This is a genomic window from Citrobacter koseri ATCC BAA-895 (assembly GCF_000018045.1).
Lineage (GTDB): Bacteria > Pseudomonadota > Gammaproteobacteria > Enterobacterales > Enterobacteriaceae > Citrobacter_B > Citrobacter_B koseri.
Window position 1 is genome coordinate 264,902 of sequence record NC_009792.1, and the last position, 17,804, is coordinate 282,705.

General features: G+C 53.1%; 14 protein-coding genes and 1 pseudogene. 11 read left to right on the forward strand and 4 right to left on the reverse strand.

Annotated features, from left to right (window positions below):
- The first annotated feature begins 11 nt into the window (after window positions 1-11).
- From CKO_RS01225 to CKO_RS01245, 5 genes are all read left to right on the forward strand, one after another.
- Complete coding sequence (locus tag CKO_RS01225; protein WP_012131267.1) at window positions 12-632, forward strand: YfgM family protein; 621 nt, start codon at window positions 12-14, stop codon at window positions 630-632.
- Window positions 633-642: 10 nt separating this feature from the next.
- Window positions 643-1,821 (forward strand): outer membrane protein assembly factor BamB, encoded by a 1,179-nt coding sequence (bamB, locus tag CKO_RS01230; protein WP_012131268.1) that lies wholly within the window; start codon window positions 643-645, stop codon window positions 1,819-1,821.
- A 118-nt stretch (window positions 1,822-1,939) separates the two neighbouring features.
- A complete protein-coding gene (gene der, locus CKO_RS01235; RefSeq protein WP_012131269.1) occupies window positions 1,940-3,412 on the forward strand; it encodes a ribosome biogenesis GTPase Der in 1,473 nt (490 codons plus the stop codon).
- 300 nt (window positions 3,413-3,712) lie between these two features.
- Window positions 3,713-5,266 (forward strand): peptide MFS transporter, encoded by a 1,554-nt coding sequence (locus tag CKO_RS01240; protein ID WP_012131270.1) that lies wholly within the window; start codon window positions 3,713-3,715, stop codon window positions 5,264-5,266.
- A 130-nt stretch (window positions 5,267-5,396) separates the two neighbouring features.
- A complete protein-coding gene (locus CKO_RS01245; RefSeq protein ID WP_024130120.1) occupies window positions 5,397-5,612 on the forward strand; it encodes a zinc ribbon domain-containing protein in 216 nt (71 codons plus the stop codon).
- Here CKO_RS01245 and xseA read toward each other — a convergent pair.
- A complete protein-coding gene (gene xseA / locus CKO_RS01250; RefSeq protein WP_012131272.1) occupies window positions 5,609-6,982 on the reverse strand; it encodes an exodeoxyribonuclease VII large subunit in 1,374 nt (457 codons plus the stop codon). The two genes, CKO_RS01245 and xseA, sit on opposite strands and share 4 nt — an antisense overlap.
- A 161-nt stretch (window positions 6,983-7,143) precedes the next feature.
- Here xseA and guaB point away from each other — a divergent pair, with 161 nt between their 5' ends.
- From guaB to CKO_RS01270, 4 genes are all read left to right on the forward strand, one after another.
- Window positions 7,144-8,610, forward strand: a complete 1,467-nt coding sequence (gene guaB / locus CKO_RS01255) for an IMP dehydrogenase (RefSeq protein ID WP_012131273.1) — start codon at window positions 7,144-7,146, stop codon at window positions 8,608-8,610.
- Between the two features lie 68 nt (window positions 8,611-8,678).
- Complete coding sequence (gene guaA, locus CKO_RS01260) at window positions 8,679-10,256, forward strand: glutamine-hydrolyzing GMP synthase (RefSeq protein WP_012131274.1); 1,578 nt, start codon at window positions 8,679-8,681, stop codon at window positions 10,254-10,256.
- Between the two features lie 271 nt (window positions 10,257-10,527).
- Window positions 10,528-10,761, forward strand: coding sequence for a type II toxin-antitoxin system Phd/YefM family antitoxin (locus CKO_RS01265; RefSeq protein ID WP_004853132.1), 234 nt, complete (start codon window positions 10,528-10,530; stop codon window positions 10,759-10,761).
- Between the two features lie 30 nt (window positions 10,762-10,791).
- The gene (locus tag CKO_RS01270) at window positions 10,792-11,124 is read left to right on the forward strand and encodes a type II toxin-antitoxin system RelE/ParE family toxin (RefSeq protein WP_012131275.1); all 333 of its coding nucleotides are present in this window, start codon (window positions 10,792-10,794) and stop codon (window positions 11,122-11,124) included.
- A gap of 135 nt (window positions 11,125-11,259) precedes the next feature.
- On the opposite strand, the gene CKO_RS01275 is transcribed toward CKO_RS01270, so the two are convergent.
- On the reverse strand, window positions 11,260-11,451 hold the full coding sequence (locus tag CKO_RS01275; protein ID WP_012131276.1) for a YfgG family protein: 192 nt from the start codon (window positions 11,449-11,451) through the stop codon (window positions 11,260-11,262).
- Between the two features lie 119 nt (window positions 11,452-11,570).
- Here CKO_RS01275 and CKO_RS23755 point away from each other — a divergent pair.
- Together CKO_RS23755 and CKO_RS01285 are read left to right on the forward strand one after the other, a co-directional pair.
- A pseudogene (locus CKO_RS23755) lies at window positions 11,571-11,639 on the forward strand (hypothetical protein); the annotation flags it as partial.
- 164 nt (window positions 11,640-11,803) lie between these two features.
- Complete coding sequence (locus CKO_RS01285; RefSeq protein ID WP_012131278.1) at window positions 11,804-14,053, forward strand: sensor domain-containing phosphodiesterase; 2,250 nt, start codon at window positions 11,804-11,806, stop codon at window positions 14,051-14,053.
- 7 nt (window positions 14,054-14,060) lie between these two features.
- Here CKO_RS01285 and ppx read toward each other — a convergent pair whose 3' ends face one another.
- Window positions 14,061-15,602, reverse strand: coding sequence for an exopolyphosphatase (gene ppx, locus CKO_RS01290; protein ID WP_012131279.1), 1,542 nt, complete (start codon window positions 15,600-15,602; stop codon window positions 14,061-14,063).
- Window positions 15,603-15,606: 4 nt separating this feature from the next.
- Window positions 15,607-17,673 (reverse strand): polyphosphate kinase 1, encoded by a 2,067-nt coding sequence (ppk1, locus tag CKO_RS01295; RefSeq protein ID WP_012131280.1) that lies wholly within the window; start codon window positions 17,671-17,673, stop codon window positions 15,607-15,609.
- Window positions 17,674-17,804 lie beyond the last annotated feature (131 nt).

The following is a 17,804-nucleotide window of genomic DNA, read 5'->3' on the forward strand; positions in this document are numbered from 1 at the left end:
AGAAGGACAGCGTGGAAATTTACGAGAACGAAAACGACCAGGTTGATGCGATCAAACGCTTCTTTGCTGAAAATGGCAAAGCGCTGGCTGTTGGGGTGATTTTAGGGGTTGGCGCGCTGCTCGGTTGGCGCTACTGGACCAGTCATCAGACGGAGTCCGCACGCTCTGCTTCTCTGGCATATCAAAATGCGGTGACCGCGGTGAGCGCGGGCAAACCGGATAGCATCTCCGCTGCGGAGAAATTCGCCACGGAGAATAAAAATACCTACGGCGCGTTAGCTTCTATGGAACTGGCGCAGCAGTTTGTTGATCAAAATGAACTTGAGAAAGCCGCAGCCCAGCTACAGCAAGGACTGGCGGCCACCAGCGATGAGAACCTCAAAGCGGTGATTAATCTGCGTCTTGCCCGCGTTCAGGTGCAGCTCAAGCAGGCCGATACCGCGCTGAAAACGCTCGATACCGTAAAAGGTGAAGGATGGGCTGCGATTGTCGCCGATCTGCGTGGCGAAGCGTTGCTGAGCAAAGGCGATAAACAAGGCGCGCGCAGCGCATGGGAAGCAGGCGTGAAAAGCGATGCCAGCCCGGCGCTGAGTGAAATGATGCAGATGAAAATCAATAATTTGTCCATCTGAGAGGGACCCGATGCAATTGCGTAAATTACTTCTGCCAGGACTGCTTTCTGTTACGTTATTGAGCGGTTGTTCACTGTTTAGTGGCGAAGAAGATGTTGTCAAAATGTCCCCGTTGCCGACGGTGGAAAACCAGTTTACGCCGTCTACCGCATGGAGTACGTCTGTAGGTAGCGGTATCGGCGAGTTCTATTCCAACCTGCACCCGGCGTATGCCGATAACGTGGTCTACGCGGCTGACCGTAAAGGCACCGTAAAGGCGGTAAACGCGGATGACGGGAAAGAAGTCTGGTCCGTGAACCTGGCGGAGAAAGACGGCTGGTTCTCCAGAGCGCCTGCGTTGCTGTCTGGCGGCGTAACGGTCTCCGGCGGCCATGTCTATGTTGGCAGCGAAAAAGCGCAGGTTTATGCGTTGAACGCGGCTGACGGTACGACGGCATGGCAGACGAAAGTCGCCGGTGAAGCGTTATCTCGCCCGGTTGTCAGCGATGGCCTGGTGCTTATTCATACCAGCAACGGTCAGTTGCAGGCGCTGAATGAGGCGGACGGCGCGATCAAATGGACCGTGAACCTCGACATGCCGTCGCTTTCGCTGCGCGGTGAGTCCGCTCCGGCTACCGCGTATGGCGCCGCCATTGTGGGTGGTGATAACGGTCGCGTCAGCGCCGTGCTGATGCAGCAGGGCCAGATGATTTGGCAACAGCGTATTTCCCAGGCGACCGGTTCGACTGAAATCGACCGTCTGAGCGATGTCGATACCACGCCGGTTATCGTCAATGGCGTCGTTTACGCGCTGGCTTATAATGGTAACCTGACGGCGCTGGATCTGCGCAGTGGTCAGATTATGTGGAAACGTGAGCTGGGCTCGGTGAATGATTTCATCGTTGACGGCGATCGTATCTACCTGGTGGATCAGAACGACCGTATTCTGGCATTGACCACCGACGGCGGCGTGACGCTGTGGACGCAAAGCGATCTGCTGCACCGCCTGCTGACATCGCCTGCGCTGTATAATGGCAATCTGGTGGTAGGCGATAGCGAAGGCTATATGCACTGGATTAACGTTGAGGACGGTCGTTTTGTGGCTCAGCAAAAAGTGGATAGCTCCGGCTTCCTGACCGAACCGGTCTCTGCCGATGGCAAACTGCTGATCCAGGCGAAAGACGGTACGCTGTACTCTATTACGCGTTAATCGTCACGGCCGCACGCTTTGAAAAACGGCTCCTGGTGCAGGGGCCGTTTTACTGTTTTTAACAACGGCGCAAAAATCGCGCGCGTTGTTTGATGATTTTTTAAATGAGGCTTTAAACATGGTACCTGTGGTCGCGCTTGTCGGGCGCCCTAACGTCGGAAAATCCACGTTATTTAACCGTCTAACTCGCACCCGAGATGCGCTGGTTGCGGATTTCCCGGGTCTGACTCGTGACCGTAAGTACGGTCGTGCGGAGATTGAAGGCCGTGAGTTTATCTGTATTGATACCGGCGGTATTGATGGCACCGAAGACGGTGTGGAAACCCGCATGGCGGAACAGTCGCTGCTGGCGATTGAAGAGGCTGATGTTGTGCTGTTCATGGTGGATGCGCGTGCTGGCCTGATGCCAGCGGATGAAGCGATCGCCAAACATCTGCGCTCCCGCGAAAAACCCACGTTCCTTGTGGCAAACAAAACTGACGGGCTCGATCCCGATCAGGCGGTTGTCGACTTCTATGCGCTGGGTTTAGGTGAAATTCACCCGATTGCAGCTTCTCACGGTCGTGGCGTGCTCAGCCTGCTGGAGCATGTTCTGCTGCCGTGGATGGACGACGTCGCCCCGCAGGAAGAGGTGGATGAAGACGCTGAATACTGGGCGAAACTGGCAGCGGAAGAGAACGGGGAAGAGGAGCCGGAAGATGACTTCAACCCTCAGGATCTGCCAATCAAACTGGCGATTGTCGGTCGTCCGAACGTAGGTAAGTCCACACTGACTAACCGTATTCTGGGTGAAGACCGCGTAGTGGTCTATGACATGCCGGGAACGACGCGCGACAGTATCTATATTCCGATGGAACGCGACGAGCGTGAATACGTGCTGATTGATACCGCAGGCGTACGTAAGCGTGGGAAAGTCACCGATGCGGTAGAAAAATTCTCCGTCATTAAAACGTTGCAGGCGATTGAAGATGCCAACGTGGTGATGCTGGTTATTGATGCGCGCGAAGGGATTTCCGATCAGGATCTGTCGCTGCTGGGCTTTATCCTTAATAGTGGGCGCTCACTTGTCATCGTCGTGAACAAATGGGACGGCCTGACCCAGGAAGTGAAAGAGCAGGTGAAAGAGACGCTGGACTTCCGTCTGGGCTTTATCGACTTTGCGCGCGTACACTTTATCTCTGCGCTGCATGGTAGTGGCGTGGGCAACCTGTTTGAGTCCGTACGTGAAGCGTATGACAGTTCAACCCGTCGCGTCAGCACCGCCATGCTGACCCGCATCATGGCTATGGCGGTTGAAGATCACCAGCCGCCGCTGGTTCGCGGTCGCCGCGTGAAGCTGAAATATGCCCACGCCGGGGGATATAACCCGCCAATCGTGGTGATTCACGGCAACCAGGTGAAAGACCTGCCGGACTCTTACAAGCGCTATCTGATGAACTACTTCCGCAAATCGCTGGACGTGATGGGAACGCCTATCCGTATTCAGTTTAAAGAAGGGGAAAACCCGTATGCGAATAAGCGCAATACGCTGACCCCGACTCAGATGCGTAAGCGTAAACGTCTGATTAAGCACATTAAGAAAAGCAAATAATCGTCGCTGACGTTGATAAAACCCGCGCCTGTCGCGGGTTTTTTTGTTTTGCTCCAGCCGATGGTTTCCCTGTGTGATGTCAATGACTATTCGTTTTCTTCCAACTTTAAATCTAAGAAAGTAGACAATTGTCGAATTTTCATCTTAAAGTCCAGGGGTTGGTACTAGACAAAACTGGCTCCAGGTTATCAAATGGTTAAATAACCCTTCGCCGCGTGTAAAAAAATCGGCCAGATACGTAACTGGTCGGCGTGCATTGCGGTGTTTATAAGCACAACGACATACCTTTTCGGGAGAATTATGCAATCCTCTGTTAATCAAAAAGAAAGCCGAACGTTCTTCGGCCATCCTTATCCGCTCGGTTCGCTGTTCTTCACCGAGATGTGGGAACGTTTCTCGTTTTACGGCATCCGTCCGTTACTGATCCTGTTTATGGCTGCGACCGTCTATGACGGGGGCATGGGACTGGCGCGTGAAAACGCCTCCGCGATTGTCGGTATCTTTGCCGGTACGATGTATCTCGCGGCGTTGCCGGGCGGCTGGCTGGCGGATAACTGGCTCGGCCAGCAGAAAGCAGTCTGGTACGGCTCGATTCTGATTGCGCTCGGCCACCTGTCGATTGCGCTCTCTGCCGTGATGGGCGACAACCTGTTCTTTATCGGCCTGATGTTTATCGTGCTCGGTTCTGGCCTGTTCAAGACCTGTATCTCGGTCATGGTGGGGACGCTGTATAAAAAAGGCGATGCGCGTCGTGACGGCGGTTTCTCGCTGTTCTATATGGGCATCAATATGGGGTCGTTCATTGCACCGCTGATCTCCGGCTGGCTGATTAAAAGCCACGGCTGGCACTGGGGCTTTGGTATCGGCGGCATCGGGATGCTGGTGGCGTTGATCATCTTCCGCGTGTTTGCCGTTCCGGCAATGAAACGCTACGACAGCGAAGTGGGGCTGGACTCCACCTGGAACAGCCCGGTAGTGAAGAGAAACGGCGTGGGTGCATGGCTGCTGGCGCTGGCAGTAGGCGTGGTGGTTATCGTTGCGCTGATCGCTCAGGGCGTGATTGTGATTAACCCGGTCGCGGTAGCCAGCATGCTGGTGTACGTGATTGCGGCGTCTGTTGCGCTCTACTTTATCTACCTGTTTGTTTTTGCGGGCCTGAACCGTAAAGAACGCGCACGACTGCTGGTCTGCTTTATCCTGCTGGTTTCAGCCGCATTCTTCTGGTCTGCGTTTGAGCAAAAGCCGACCTCATTCAACCTGTTCGCCAACGACTACACTAACCGCATGATCGGCGATTTTGAGATTCCAGCCGTATGGTTCCAGTCGATCAACGCCCTGTTTATCATCCTGCTGGCGCCGGTGTTCAGCTGGGCATGGCCAAAGCTGGCGAGCATGAACATTCGCCCGAGCAGCATCACCAAGTTTGTTATCGGTATTCTGTGTGCGGCGGCGGGCTTTGGCCTGATGATGCTGGCGGCGCAGAACGTGCTGAATAACGGCGGGGCGGGCGTATCGCCGTTCTGGCTGGTAGGCAGCATTCTGATGCTGACGCTGGGCGAGCTGTGCCTGAGCCCGATTGGTCTGGCGACCATGACGCTGCTGGCGCCGGAAAGAATGCGCGGTCAGATGATGGGGCTGTGGTTCTGTGCGAGCGCGCTGGGTAACCTGGCTGCGGGCCTGATTGGCGGCCATGTGAAGGCCGATCAGCTCGATATGCTGCCGGACCTCTTTGCGCGTTGCTCCGTCGCCCTGCTGATTTGCGCTGCGGTGCTGATCGTGCTTATTGTTCCGGTTCGTCGTATGCTGGAAAATACACAGACTAAAAATGAGCAGAAGCCGGTCACTAACGCCTGATGCAACATCCGATCTGGCCGGGGCGTGAGTGACGCCCCGGCAGTTCAACGAACGAGACGGGAACAGGCGTTCAGGGATTTATTGGTCATGGGCTTTGATGCTCAGCCCGCAAGATATCAAAGGAGTTACCGTGTCGATTACCTGCCCGGATTGCCATACAGAGCTGGAACCGCAAAACGGTGCGGCGCATTGCGACAGCTGCAATAAAGATATTGAACTTGAAGCGCGCTGCCCGGAGTGCCATAAGCCGCTCCAGGTGTTAAAAGCCTGCGGCGCGGTGGATTATTTCTGCCAGAATGATCATGGGCTGATCTCTAAAAAGCGCGTGGAGTTTGTGCCGCTTTAATCCGTCTTTTTCCTGCGCGTTTTCTTCGCGGTCGTCACGCCTTTCACTTCGCTTTCCACCCAGCCGTCTGACAGCCGGGTGGTGAGCACATCACCGGCTTTCACCTGTCTGGTTTGCTTCAGCACCTTGCCGTCCGTCGCCGTGGTTACGCTATAACCGCGCGCCAGCGTGGAGAGCGGGCTGACGGCTTCAAGATGCGTTACCGCATTGCCAAAGCGTTCGCGTGTGGCGCTCAGACGTGCGCGCACGTTCTCGGCCAGACGATACTCCAGTTGCTGAATACGCGTTTGCGCGCGATAAATTCGCGGCTGCGGGTTTTGCTGGTTTAAACGCTGAAGGACACGTTGCTGGCGCGAGGCCGCGCGCTTGAGTTGATTATCCAGCGCGAAGTTCATCCGCTGGCGCAATCTTTCAAGCATCGTCTGCTGGCGTGCCAGGCGCAGTTGCGGGTGTTGCTGCTGTAACCGATGGAAAAGCTGCGTAAAACGGCGGTTGCGGTTTGCCAGATAGTAATCCATCGCCATCCCGAGGCGTTGTTGCGCGGACTGAATCTGGCGCAGCAACTCCTGCTGATTACGGCTGACTATCTCGGCGGCTGCGGAAGGCGTCGGCGCGCGCAGGTCGGCAACAAAATCGGCGATGGTAACGTCGGTTTCATGGCCGACGGCGCTAACGACCGGAATGCGGCTGGCGAAAATCGCCCGCGCCACGCGTTCATCGTTAAAGCTCCACAGATCTTCCAGTGAACCGCCGCCGCGCCCGACGATCAGCACGTCGCATTCATTTCGGGCGTTAGCCCGTTCAATGGCGCGAACAATCTGGCCCGGCGCGTCATCACCCTGAACAGCGGTCGGGTAGATGATAACCGGCAGGGAGGGATCGCGGCGTTTCAGGACATGAAGAATGTCATGTAAAGCGGCACCGGTTTTTGAGGTGATCACCCCGACGCAGTGAGCGGGCGAGGGGAGCGGTTGTTTATACTGCTGATCGAACAGCCCTTCAGCCTGCAATTTTGCTTTCAGTAATTCATACTTCTGCTGGAGCAGACCTTCACCCGCAGGCTGCATGCTTTCAATGATGATCTGATAGTCGCCGCGCGGCTCATACAGGGTGATATTGGCGCGAACCAGCACCTGTTGCCCGTGCTGCGGGCGAAAAGTGACGCGGCGGTTGCTGTTACGGAACATCGCGCAGCGTACCTGGGCGGTGTCATCCTTTAGCGTAAAGTACCAGTGGCCGGAAGCGGGCTGCGTGAAATTAGAGATTTCACCGCTGATCCATACTTGCCCCATTTCCTGCTCAAGCAGCAGACGAACCGTCTGATTAAGGCGGCTTACGGTAAAGATTGTGGAGGTCTGAGAGGATAACATGTGAGCGGGATCAAATTCTAAATCAGCAAGTTATTCAGTCGATAGTAACCCGCCCACAGGGGATCGCAAGCATTATTTGCAAAAAAGTGTGGATGCAATCGGTTTCGCTCTGTATAATGCCACGGCAATATTTATCCACCCCCAGGTTAGAGATATTGCCCATGCTACGTATTGCTAAAGAAGCTCTGACGTTTGACGACGTCCTCCTCGTTCCCGCTCACTCCACCGTTCTGCCGAATACTGCCGACCTCAGCACGCAGTTGACGAAAACCATTCGTCTGAACATCCCTATGCTCTCCGCAGCAATGGATACCGTGACGGAAGCGCGCCTTGCAATTGCCCTGGCACAGGAAGGCGGCATCGGTTTTATCCACAAAAACATGTCTATCGAGCGTCAGGCGGAAGAAGTTCGCCGCGTGAAGAAACATGAATCCGGCGTGGTCACCGACCCGCAAACCGTTCTGCCAACCACCACGCTGCGTGAAGTGAAAGAACTGACCGAACGTAACGGTTTTGCTGGCTATCCGGTTGTCACCGAAGATAACGAGCTGGTCGGTATCATTACCGGTCGTGACGTGCGTTTTGTCACCGACCTGAGCCAGCCTGTCAGCGTGTATATGACGCCGAAAGAGCGCCTGGTCACGGTGCGCGAAGGTGAAGCGCGTGAAGTGGTTTTTGCCAAAATGCACGAAAAACGCGTTGAGAAAGCGCTGGTTGTGGATGACAGCTTCCATCTGATCGGCATGATCACCGTAAAAGATTTCCAGAAAGCGGAACGTAAACCGAACGCCTGTAAAGATGAGCAGGGTCGTCTGCGCGTTGGCGCGGCAGTTGGCGCGGGTGCGGGCAACGAAGAGCGCGTTGACGCGCTGGTTGCCGCAGGCGTTGACGTACTGCTGATCGACTCCTCTCACGGCCACTCCGAAGGCGTTCTGCAACGCATTCGTGAAACCCGTGCCAAATACCCGGATCTGCAAATCATCGGCGGTAACGTAGCAACCGGCGCAGGCGCGCGCGCGCTGGCAGACGCTGGCGTCAGCGCGGTGAAAGTGGGTATCGGTCCTGGCTCTATCTGTACGACCCGTATCGTCACAGGCGTAGGCGTTCCACAAATTACTGCTGTCTCTGATGCAGTAGAAGCACTCGAAGGCCTGGGCATTCCGGTTATCGCCGATGGCGGTATTCGTTTCTCCGGCGATATCGCCAAAGCGATCGCCGCAGGCGCAAGCGCGGTAATGGTCGGTTCCATGCTGGCGGGTACTGAAGAATCCCCGGGTGAAATCGAACTGTACCAGGGCCGTTCTTACAAATCCTACCGTGGTATGGGTTCTCTGGGCGCGATGTCCAAAGGCTCCTCTGACCGTTACTTCCAGAGCGATAACGCGGCAGACAAACTGGTGCCGGAAGGTATCGAAGGCCGCGTAGCGTATAAAGGCCGCCTGAAAGAGATCATTCACCAGCAGATGGGCGGCCTGCGCTCCTGTATGGGTCTGACCGGCTGTGGTACTATCGACGCGCTGCGTACCAAAGCGGAGTTTGTACGCATCAGCGGTGCGGGTATTCAGGAAAGCCACGTTCATGACGTGACCATCACCAAAGAGTCCCCGAACTACCGTCTGGGCTCCTGATTTTCTTCGCCCGACCTCGTGTCGGGCGATTTATTTAATCTGTTTCACTTGCCTCGGAATTAGCGTCAATGACGGAAAATATTCATAAACATCGCATTCTCATCCTGGATTTTGGTTCTCAGTACACTCAGCTGGTTGCGCGTCGCGTGCGTGAACTCGGCGTTTACTGCGAACTGTGGGCGTGGGATGTTACGGAAGCACAAATTCGCGAATTCAACCCAAGCGGTATTATTCTTTCCGGCGGCCCGGAAAGCACCACTGAAGAAAACAGCCCACGCGCGCCGGAGTATGTGTTTGAAGCTGGCGTGCCGGTATTCGGCGTGTGCTACGGCATGCAGACGATGGCGATGCAACTGGGCGGCCATGTTGAAGCATCCAATGAACGTGAATTCGGTTACGCGCAGGTGGAAGTGAGAACCAACAGCGCGCTGATTCGCGGCATTGAAGACTCCCTGACCGCAGACGGCAAGCCGCTGCTGGACGTGTGGATGAGCCACGGCGATAAAGTTACCGCTATCCCGTCTGATTTTGTCACCGTTGCCAGCACCGAAACCTGCCCGTTCGCCATTATGGCTAACGAGGAAAAACGTTTTTACGGCGTGCAGTTCCACCCGGAAGTCACACACACCCGTCAGGGTATGCGCATGCTGGAACGCTTTGTGCGTGATATCTGCCAGTGTGAAGCGCTGTGGACTCCGGCGAAGATTATCGACGATGCGGTAAATCGCATTCGTGAACAGGTTGGCGACGACAAAGTGATCCTCGGCCTGTCTGGCGGCGTTGACTCTTCCGTTACCGCGATGCTGCTGCACCGTGCCATCGGTAAAAACCTGACCTGCGTATTCGTTGATAACGGCCTGCTGCGTCTGAACGAAGCCGAGCAGGTAATGGACATGTTCGGCGATCATTTTGGTCTCAACATTGTTCACGTTCCGGCGGAAGAACGTTTCCTGACCGCGCTGAAAGGCGAAAACGATCCAGAAGCGAAACGTAAGATCATCGGTCGCGTATTCGTTGAAGTCTTTGACGAAGAAGCGTTCAGACTCGAAGACGTGAAATGGCTGGCGCAGGGCACTATCTATCCTGACGTTATCGAGTCCGCCGCTTCCGCCACCGGTAAAGCGCACGTCATCAAATCTCACCACAATGTGGGCGGCTTGCCGAAAGAGATGAAGATGGGTCTGGTTGAGCCGCTGAAAGAGCTGTTCAAAGACGAAGTGCGCAAGATTGGTCTGGAACTGGGCCTGCCGTACGACATGCTGTACCGTCATCCGTTCCCGGGGCCGGGTCTTGGCGTTCGCGTACTGGGCGAAGTGAAGAAAGAGTACTGCGACCTGCTGCGTCGTGCGGATGCTATCTTCATCGAAGAGTTGCACAAAGCGGATCTGTACAACAAAGTGAGCCAGGCGTTCACCGTGTTCCTGCCGGTTCGTTCCGTTGGCGTAATGGGCGATGGCCGTAAATACGACTGGGTTGTCTCCCTGCGTGCGGTAGAAACCATCGACTTTATGACCGCGCACTGGGCGCACCTGCCGTATGATTTCCTCGGCCGCGTCTCTAACCGCATCATCAACGAAGTCAACGGCATCTCCCGCGTGGTGTATGACATCAGCGGTAAGCCGCCAGCAACCATTGAGTGGGAATGATGTATAGCTAGTTCATAGCTCATCATATCTATTCAGATTCATCATTAGCCCTCTGTAATTGCAGAGGGTTTTTGTTTTTATGTATTCATGTCTATTCACTCTACCTCACATCTTTTGACGGTACAGGTGACGGTATTGTCGAAGAGCGTTTGCTGGCCGCTCCACATTAGCAAGCCTCGACAGCAGGAAAAAGATGAATACTTGTTGTTAGTCTAAATGTGGTCTATATTTGAACCGAAAAGTGACCAATGACTATTCGGTGGGGCGTATCATGAAAGTAGAGACAATTAGCTACGTTAAAAAGAACGCAGCAACGCTTGATCTGTCAGAACCGATCCTGGTCACGCAAAATGGTGTCCCTGCTTATGTTATAGAATCCTATGACCAGCAGCAGGAGCGGGAAAACGCTATTGCGTTGCTGAAGCTGCTTACCCTGTCAGAGAAAGATAAAGCTGAAGGGCGTGTATTCTCAAAAGACCAATTGCTGGATGGACTTGCGGATTAAACGCAGAGCACTCAACGTTAAGGGACTTCCATGGAACAGCTGGTGACCTTTGAGTACACGCTTACGGTAAAGCACTGCATCGATACAATAGCGGGTTTTCTGCGCCATGTTGATGTTGAACCGCGTCCGGTTATTGCAGATATACTGACGCAGTTTGAGAGTACCGTTGGCCAGTTCCCGCTGGGATGCCAGATTTGCCCTGAACTGCTGAAAATTGGCTGTGCAAAGTACCGGGAGTTTAACCACGCTGAAGGCTATCGAGTTTTGTATTCAGTAGACGGCGCATTAGTGACAGCACATGCGATTTTGTCACATCGGCAGGATATACAGCAGTTGTTGTTCAGGCGTCTGATTGCCGCCTGAACAATCAGGCGACGATACCGCTTACAACGTCATCTTCCAGAATCCATTCCATTACCCGACCGAGGCACAGCGCTATCTGTCCGGCGAATGCATATGCAATCCAGAAAACAGTATGTCTATGTGAGCAGGAAAAGTTTAGCGTTGAGCAGGCGTCTCGACTGAGAGAGTGGACTGTTGAGCTTCTTTTTTATCCTGATGATGATGCCAGGCACCGATAGAAGAGTAGACGAAGCGTCCGAAGAAGAAGAGAAAACTGATAAACAGTACGATACGGGTCATTCGACTGTTAAATCGATGTCGTTTTCGCATACTGGTTGCCTGACTCACAAAAGGTTCCTTAGGGTATGCCCAGCATAGTGGGCGATGGGTACATTAAGGCACATTGTAAAGGAATGGTCAATTGTCGATTATGTAAAAATACGTCAGTTGATTTATCTCTTATTGTTATGGAAGATAATTTTAGTATTTACATTAATAATAAATTAATGATAACGAAGCAGAAAAAACGTAATTATTAGTTAATGAGAAGGAAATTGATTGATATATATCAAATGTTGCTTCCCGTTGATAACTAGAATCAAGACACATATTGTGACGTTGTTTTTATTATTATTTTAAAGTCAGGTGGGATGCCTGTCTGAAGCACCTTGCAGGAAGCGAGGGTTTTTGCTGAGCATCTATGAAACTAAATCAGACCTATATCAAAATCAGAGATAAATGGTGGGTGCTACCTCTCATTTTACCCTCTTTGCTGTTGCCCATATTAAGCATTGCCAATACCTACGCGCATACCAATACGGGTTCCGGCAATGTCACGCTTTTTTATCTTCCCCTGGCATTCACCATTAGCCTGATGTCATTTTTTGACTGGGCGGCATTACCAGGCATTGCGGTCGCAATCTTCTGGAACCGCTATCCGATAGTGGGATTGTATGAGACGCTCTCCATTATCGGACATTTCATTATCCCGGTCGTGCTCTGCTGGGGCGGGTATCGCGTGTTTACTCCCCGGCGTAATCAGGTGTCTCATGGCGATGCTCATCTGATGTTTCAGCGGATGTTCTGGCAGGTGTTTTGCCCGGCGACGTTATTTCTGGTGCTCTTTCAATTTGCCGCCTTCCTGGGAATGTATGCGAGCAAATCAAGCATGATGGGCGTAATGCCTTTTAATATCAATACATTGATTAACTATCAGGCTTTGCTGGTGGGAAATCTTATCGGCGTTCCGCTGTGTTATTTTATTATTCGCACTGTCCGCAATCCGCTATATCTGCGTGGATATTATGCGCAGCTGAAACAACAGTTTGATAAGAAAGTCACAAAGAAAGAGGTTGTTATCTGGTTGCTCGTGCTGACATTGCTCATGACAATGCTTTGCATGCCATTGAATGAAAATAGTTCAATATTTAGCACTAACTATACCTTGTCATTATTATTGCCGGTAATGCTATGGGGAGCGATGCGCTACGGTTATCGATTTATTTCGCTGATATGGTCGGCTGTTCTCATTACCGCAATTCATTATTACCAGAGCTACATGCCTTATTATTCCGGGTATGACACACAACTCACTATTACGTCTTCAAGCTACCTGGTTTTCTCTTTTATTGTGAGCTATATGGCGGTGCTGGCGACGCGCCAGAGAATCGTCAGCGGTCGGGCGCGTCGGCTCGCGTATCTTGATCCCGTCGTGCATCTGCCTAACCTGCGGGCGCTAAATCGCGTGCTGAAAAATTCGCCCTGGTCAGCACTCTGTTTTTTACGCGTGCCCGGCCTGGAATTACTGGGGAAGAACTATGGCGTTATGCTGCGGATTCAGTACAAGCAAAAGCTCTCCCACTGGATAAACACCTTGCTGGCGCCCGGTGAATGCGTGTATCAGCTGTCGGGGCATGATTTGATTCTGCGTCTGAATATGGAGTCGCATCAACAGCGCATTGAAGCGCTGGACAACCATATCAAGCAATTCCGTTTCATGTGGGATGATATGCCGCTCCAGCCGCAGGTTGGGGTCAGCTACTGCTATGTGCGCTCTCCGGTCAGCCATATCTATCTGTTATTAGGCGAATTAAGTACCATCGCCGATCTTTCTCTGATGACCAACAAACCGGAGAATATGCAGCGGCGTGGCGCAATGCATTTGCAGCGGGACCTGAAAGATAAAGTGGCGATGATGAACCGCTTGCAGTATGCGCTGGAGCACGATCATTTTTGCCTGATGGCGCAGCCGATTTCAGGCATTCGCGGCGATGTTTACCATGAAATACTGCTGCGACTGAAAGACGATAATGGCGGCATGATCAATCCCGATGGTTTTCTGCCCGTTGCTCACGAATTTGGCCTGTCGTCCAGCATCGATCTGTGGGTGATTGAAAATACCCTGCGCTTTATGGCGGAAAACCGGGATAAGCTGCCAGCCCACCGTTTTGCCATCAATCTGTCACCAACGTCGGTATGCCGCGCCCAGTTTCCGATTGATGTCAGTAACCTGCTGAGCCAGTACGAAGTTGAAGCGTGGCAACTGATCTTTGAAGTGACCGAAAGCAATGCGTTCACCAATGCCGAACAGGGTCAGGCAACGTTGTCACAGTTGCAACAGTTAGGTTGCCAGATAGCGATTGATGATTTTGGAACCGGTTATGCCAGTTATGCGCGGCTGAAAAATGTGAGCGCGAATATTCTCAAGATCGATGGCAGCTTTATTCGCAATATCGTCTCTAACAGTCTCGATTACCAGATTGTGGCGTCCATTTGCCATCTGGCGCGAATGAAGAATATGCAAGTGGTGGCGGAATATGTGGAAAGCGAAGAAATTCGTAGCGCGGTGAGCGCGTTGGGGATCGATTACCTTCAGGGCTATTTGCTTGGCGAACCCAGGCCGCTGGCGGCGACTCTGGAAGAGGTACAGGCACCATTGTCTGGTGCCTGAGGCGAAATTACGCCGCGATAGTGGGCGAACTCTCTTCTTCGATTTTGAGACGCCAGCCCGTGACCGCTTCCCAGTATTGCTGCTCTTTTTCCAGATCGAGCAGGACGAGCGCGTTTTGGCTAAACCAGTCATGCGGGAAGCGCAACGTCCAGTGATTGTCGTCAGTTTTAAGCCGTAGCGTTGGCGGCGTTGTGGTGGCCTGGCGCTGATTATTCAGCAGAACGCCCAGGCGCAATAGCTGAATCAACGGCAGGAATTGTTTTTTCTTGAACAGCGTAAAGCGGGGCAAGTCATCCAGCTTAACGGCTTTACGATGATAACGGACTAATGTCGCCATCATCAGTTGCTGTTCCTGGTTAAAACCCGGCAAATCGCTGTTTTGCAGAATATAGGCAGAGTGGCGGTGCAGGCCGCTGTGGTTGATGTTCAGCCCCACCTCATGCAGCATTGCAGCCCACTTCAGTAACGCTTCCAGCTGTGGATGCGCCAGCTTTGGCTGTTGCGTCTGCCACTGTTCATACATCTGCATGGTTGTTTCCAGCACGCGCCGGGCCTGATCGCTGTCGATGTTATACTGATTCGCCAGGCTTTTGGCCGTACGGCTGCGCACATCCTGATGACGGAAGCGGCCTTCCATTTCGTACAGCACGCCTTCGCGCAGCGCCCCGTCGGAAAGGCGGAGTTCGCGGATTGCCAGCGCATCAAAAACGCCGCACAGAATGGCCAGACCCGGTACAAAGACCGCTTTTCGCTCTTCAGACAGACCCGGCAGGCTCAGCGCTTCAAAGGAGCGGTGCCTGAGCACTTCAGCCATCAGTTTATCCAGCCGTTCTGGCGTAATGAAGCCGTCCTTCTCACCCATTTCCAGCAGCACTTCATGGGCGGCTTTGATGGTGCCAGACGCGCCCAGCGCGACGTTCCAGCCCTGAATGCGGAACTGCCAGGTTAACGTCTCCAGTTTTTGCGCAGCGGCCATTCGGGCGCGCTGGAAATTTTCCGGGCTGATGGCGCCGCCAGGAAAATAGATTTGTGCGAAACTGACGCACCCCATGCGACGGCTTTCGACCAGTTTTGGCTCGAAGTTTTCGCCGATGACTAACTCCGTCGAACCCCCGCCGATATCGATCACCAGCTTGCGGCCTTTTTCCGGCTGCGTATGCTCCACGCCCATAAAAATCAGGCGGGCTTCTTCGTTACCGGAAATGATTTCGATCGGGTAGGGGATGACCTTCTCCGCGCGCTTCAGAAAATCGGTGGCGTTCAGCGCCTGGCGCAGGGTATGGGTGCCTACGATACACACGCTTGACGGGGAAAATCCCTGTAGGCGTTCGGCGAATAACGATAAGCAGCTTAACCCGCGTTCTATCGCTTCTTCACTTAACATATTGTCTTCGCCGAGACCATCCGCCAGATGTACGCGCTGTTTCAGCCGACCGATGATCTGCATGGCGCCATCCACCACGCGGGCAATGACCATATGAAAACTGTTCGAACCGAGGTCGACCGCCGCGAACTCCTGCGGCCGGGGTGTCTTGTCATGTATTGGCATAGCGTTAGTCAGGTTGCTCGAGTGATTTGATGTAGTCGTAAATCGCCAGTTGCGACTGCACCTTGCGACGATTTCCGCGCGGCACGTAGCGATTACTCAGTTCTTTATCTATGTAGCGGGCTTTTACCGTGTCGCTAAACAGGATGTCAATAATATCCAGCACGCGTTGCTTAAGACACGGGTCGAGCAGCGGCGCAGCAACTTCGATACGGTAATCGATATTTCTCGTCATCCAGTCAGCGGAGGAAAGATACACCTGCTTGTCGCCGCCGTTGGTAAAAATATAAACCCGGTCATGTTCGAGATAACGATCCACGATACTGATCACGCGGATATTGTCGCTAATGCCTTCCAGATTTGGAATCAGCGAACACATCCCACGAACCAGCAGATTGACCGGCACACCCGAGCTGGATGCGGCGTACAGACGGTCGACCAGCCCCTTGTCCACCAGGTTATTCAGCTTCAGCGTAATGCCGGAGGGGAGACCTTGCTGGGCGTTGGCGATTTCTTTATCGATCATCTCGTACAGCAGGCGTCGTGAGTTCTGCGGAGAGACCAGCAAATAGTCGAACGTCACCGGGCGGTAAGGGTTCTCGATAAAGTTGAACACGCGACGGACTTCGTTCGTGATACGCGCATCGGCGGTCAGTAAGGAATAGTCGGTGTACAGGCGTGCCGTTTTTTCGTTGAAGTTCCCTGTGCCGATGTGCGCATAACGCACCACCTCATCGCCTTCTTTACGCGAGATGAGGAACAGTTTGGCGTGAATTTTTAGGCCTGGCGCCGAGAAGATCACATGTACGCCTGCTTCGGTCAGCCGCTTCGCCCAGTGGATATTCGCCTCTTCATCGAATCGCGCCTGCAATTCCACCACCACGGTGACTTTCTTGCCGTTATGGGCGGCGTGAATCATCGAGTCGATGATGCGTGAATCCTTCGCCACACGGTAGATGTTGATTTTGATCGCCAGCACGCTGGGGTCAAAGGAGGCCTGGCGCAGCAATTCCAGCACATGTTCGAAAGTGTGGTACGGATAATAGAGCAGAACGTCGCGCTCGCGAATGGCGTCGAACCCGTTGCGGAACTTCTCTTTATCAAACCAGAGATGGCGCAGTCGCGGCAGCGGCTTGTTCACCAGATTGGCTTTGCCCACGTTGGGGAAGCTAATGAAGTCTTTGAAGTTGTGATACCGGCCGCCGGGTACGATGGAGTCGTAGCGGGAGATGGTCAGCTTTTCACGCAGCACTTCCACCAGCGCGTTTGGCATATCGCGCTGATAAACAAAACGCACCGGCTCGGCGGTCAGGCGTTGTTTCAGGCTGGAGGACATCAGCTCCATCAGGCTTGATTCCATCTCGTGCACCAAATCGTATTCGGCATCACGGGTCATCTTCATTGAGTAGGCATTCAGCGCGTCGTAGTCAAAGAAGCCTTTGAAGATGTCGTCCAGGCAGTAGCGCAAAATGTTATCCAGCAGGATCATCGGCTTACGGCGACGCGGCGCTTCCGGCGGCAGATTCACAAAACGCGGCACTTTGTCGGATGGAATTTCCAGCAGCGCGTAGCGGATAGCATCGCCGCGAATAATCTCTACGGCCAGATAGGTGTAATCATCTTTCAGAAACTGAACTAAATCCGTTTCGCGATTGATCAGAATTGGCGTGATGTGTTGGCGTAAGTAATGTTTAAAATAATGCCGCAGCCAGCTTTGCTGGTTGGCCGACAGTTGGCGTTCGTTGATTAAGAAGATCTGATTACGCGCCATTTCCAGCAGCAATTCGTTGTACAGGCTGTCGAATTCCTGGTCGGCTTTTAGTACCCGGGACTGGATCTTACCTAGCAGATGGCGAGAATGAGAATTAGAACCCTGTTCTTCGCTGATTATGATGCGACGTTTCAGTTCGGCGAAACGAACTTTATAGAACTCGTCAAGGTTATTGGAATAGATGCCCAGGAAGCGCATGCGTTCAATAAGCGGATTTGATTTATCCGCAGCTTCCTGGAGCACGCGTTCGTTGAACGCTAACCAACTTAGCTCTTTCTCGATGTATAGTTTTTCCTGACCCATTACAACTCACACTCCGTTTTATTCACGGGACACTGCCTGATTATTATGGCGAGCATTGCGCTCAGATGTCCAACTGTGCCAGAAAAATATGACAATAAACCGTCAGATAAGCAAAGAGATGAGGGGAATTC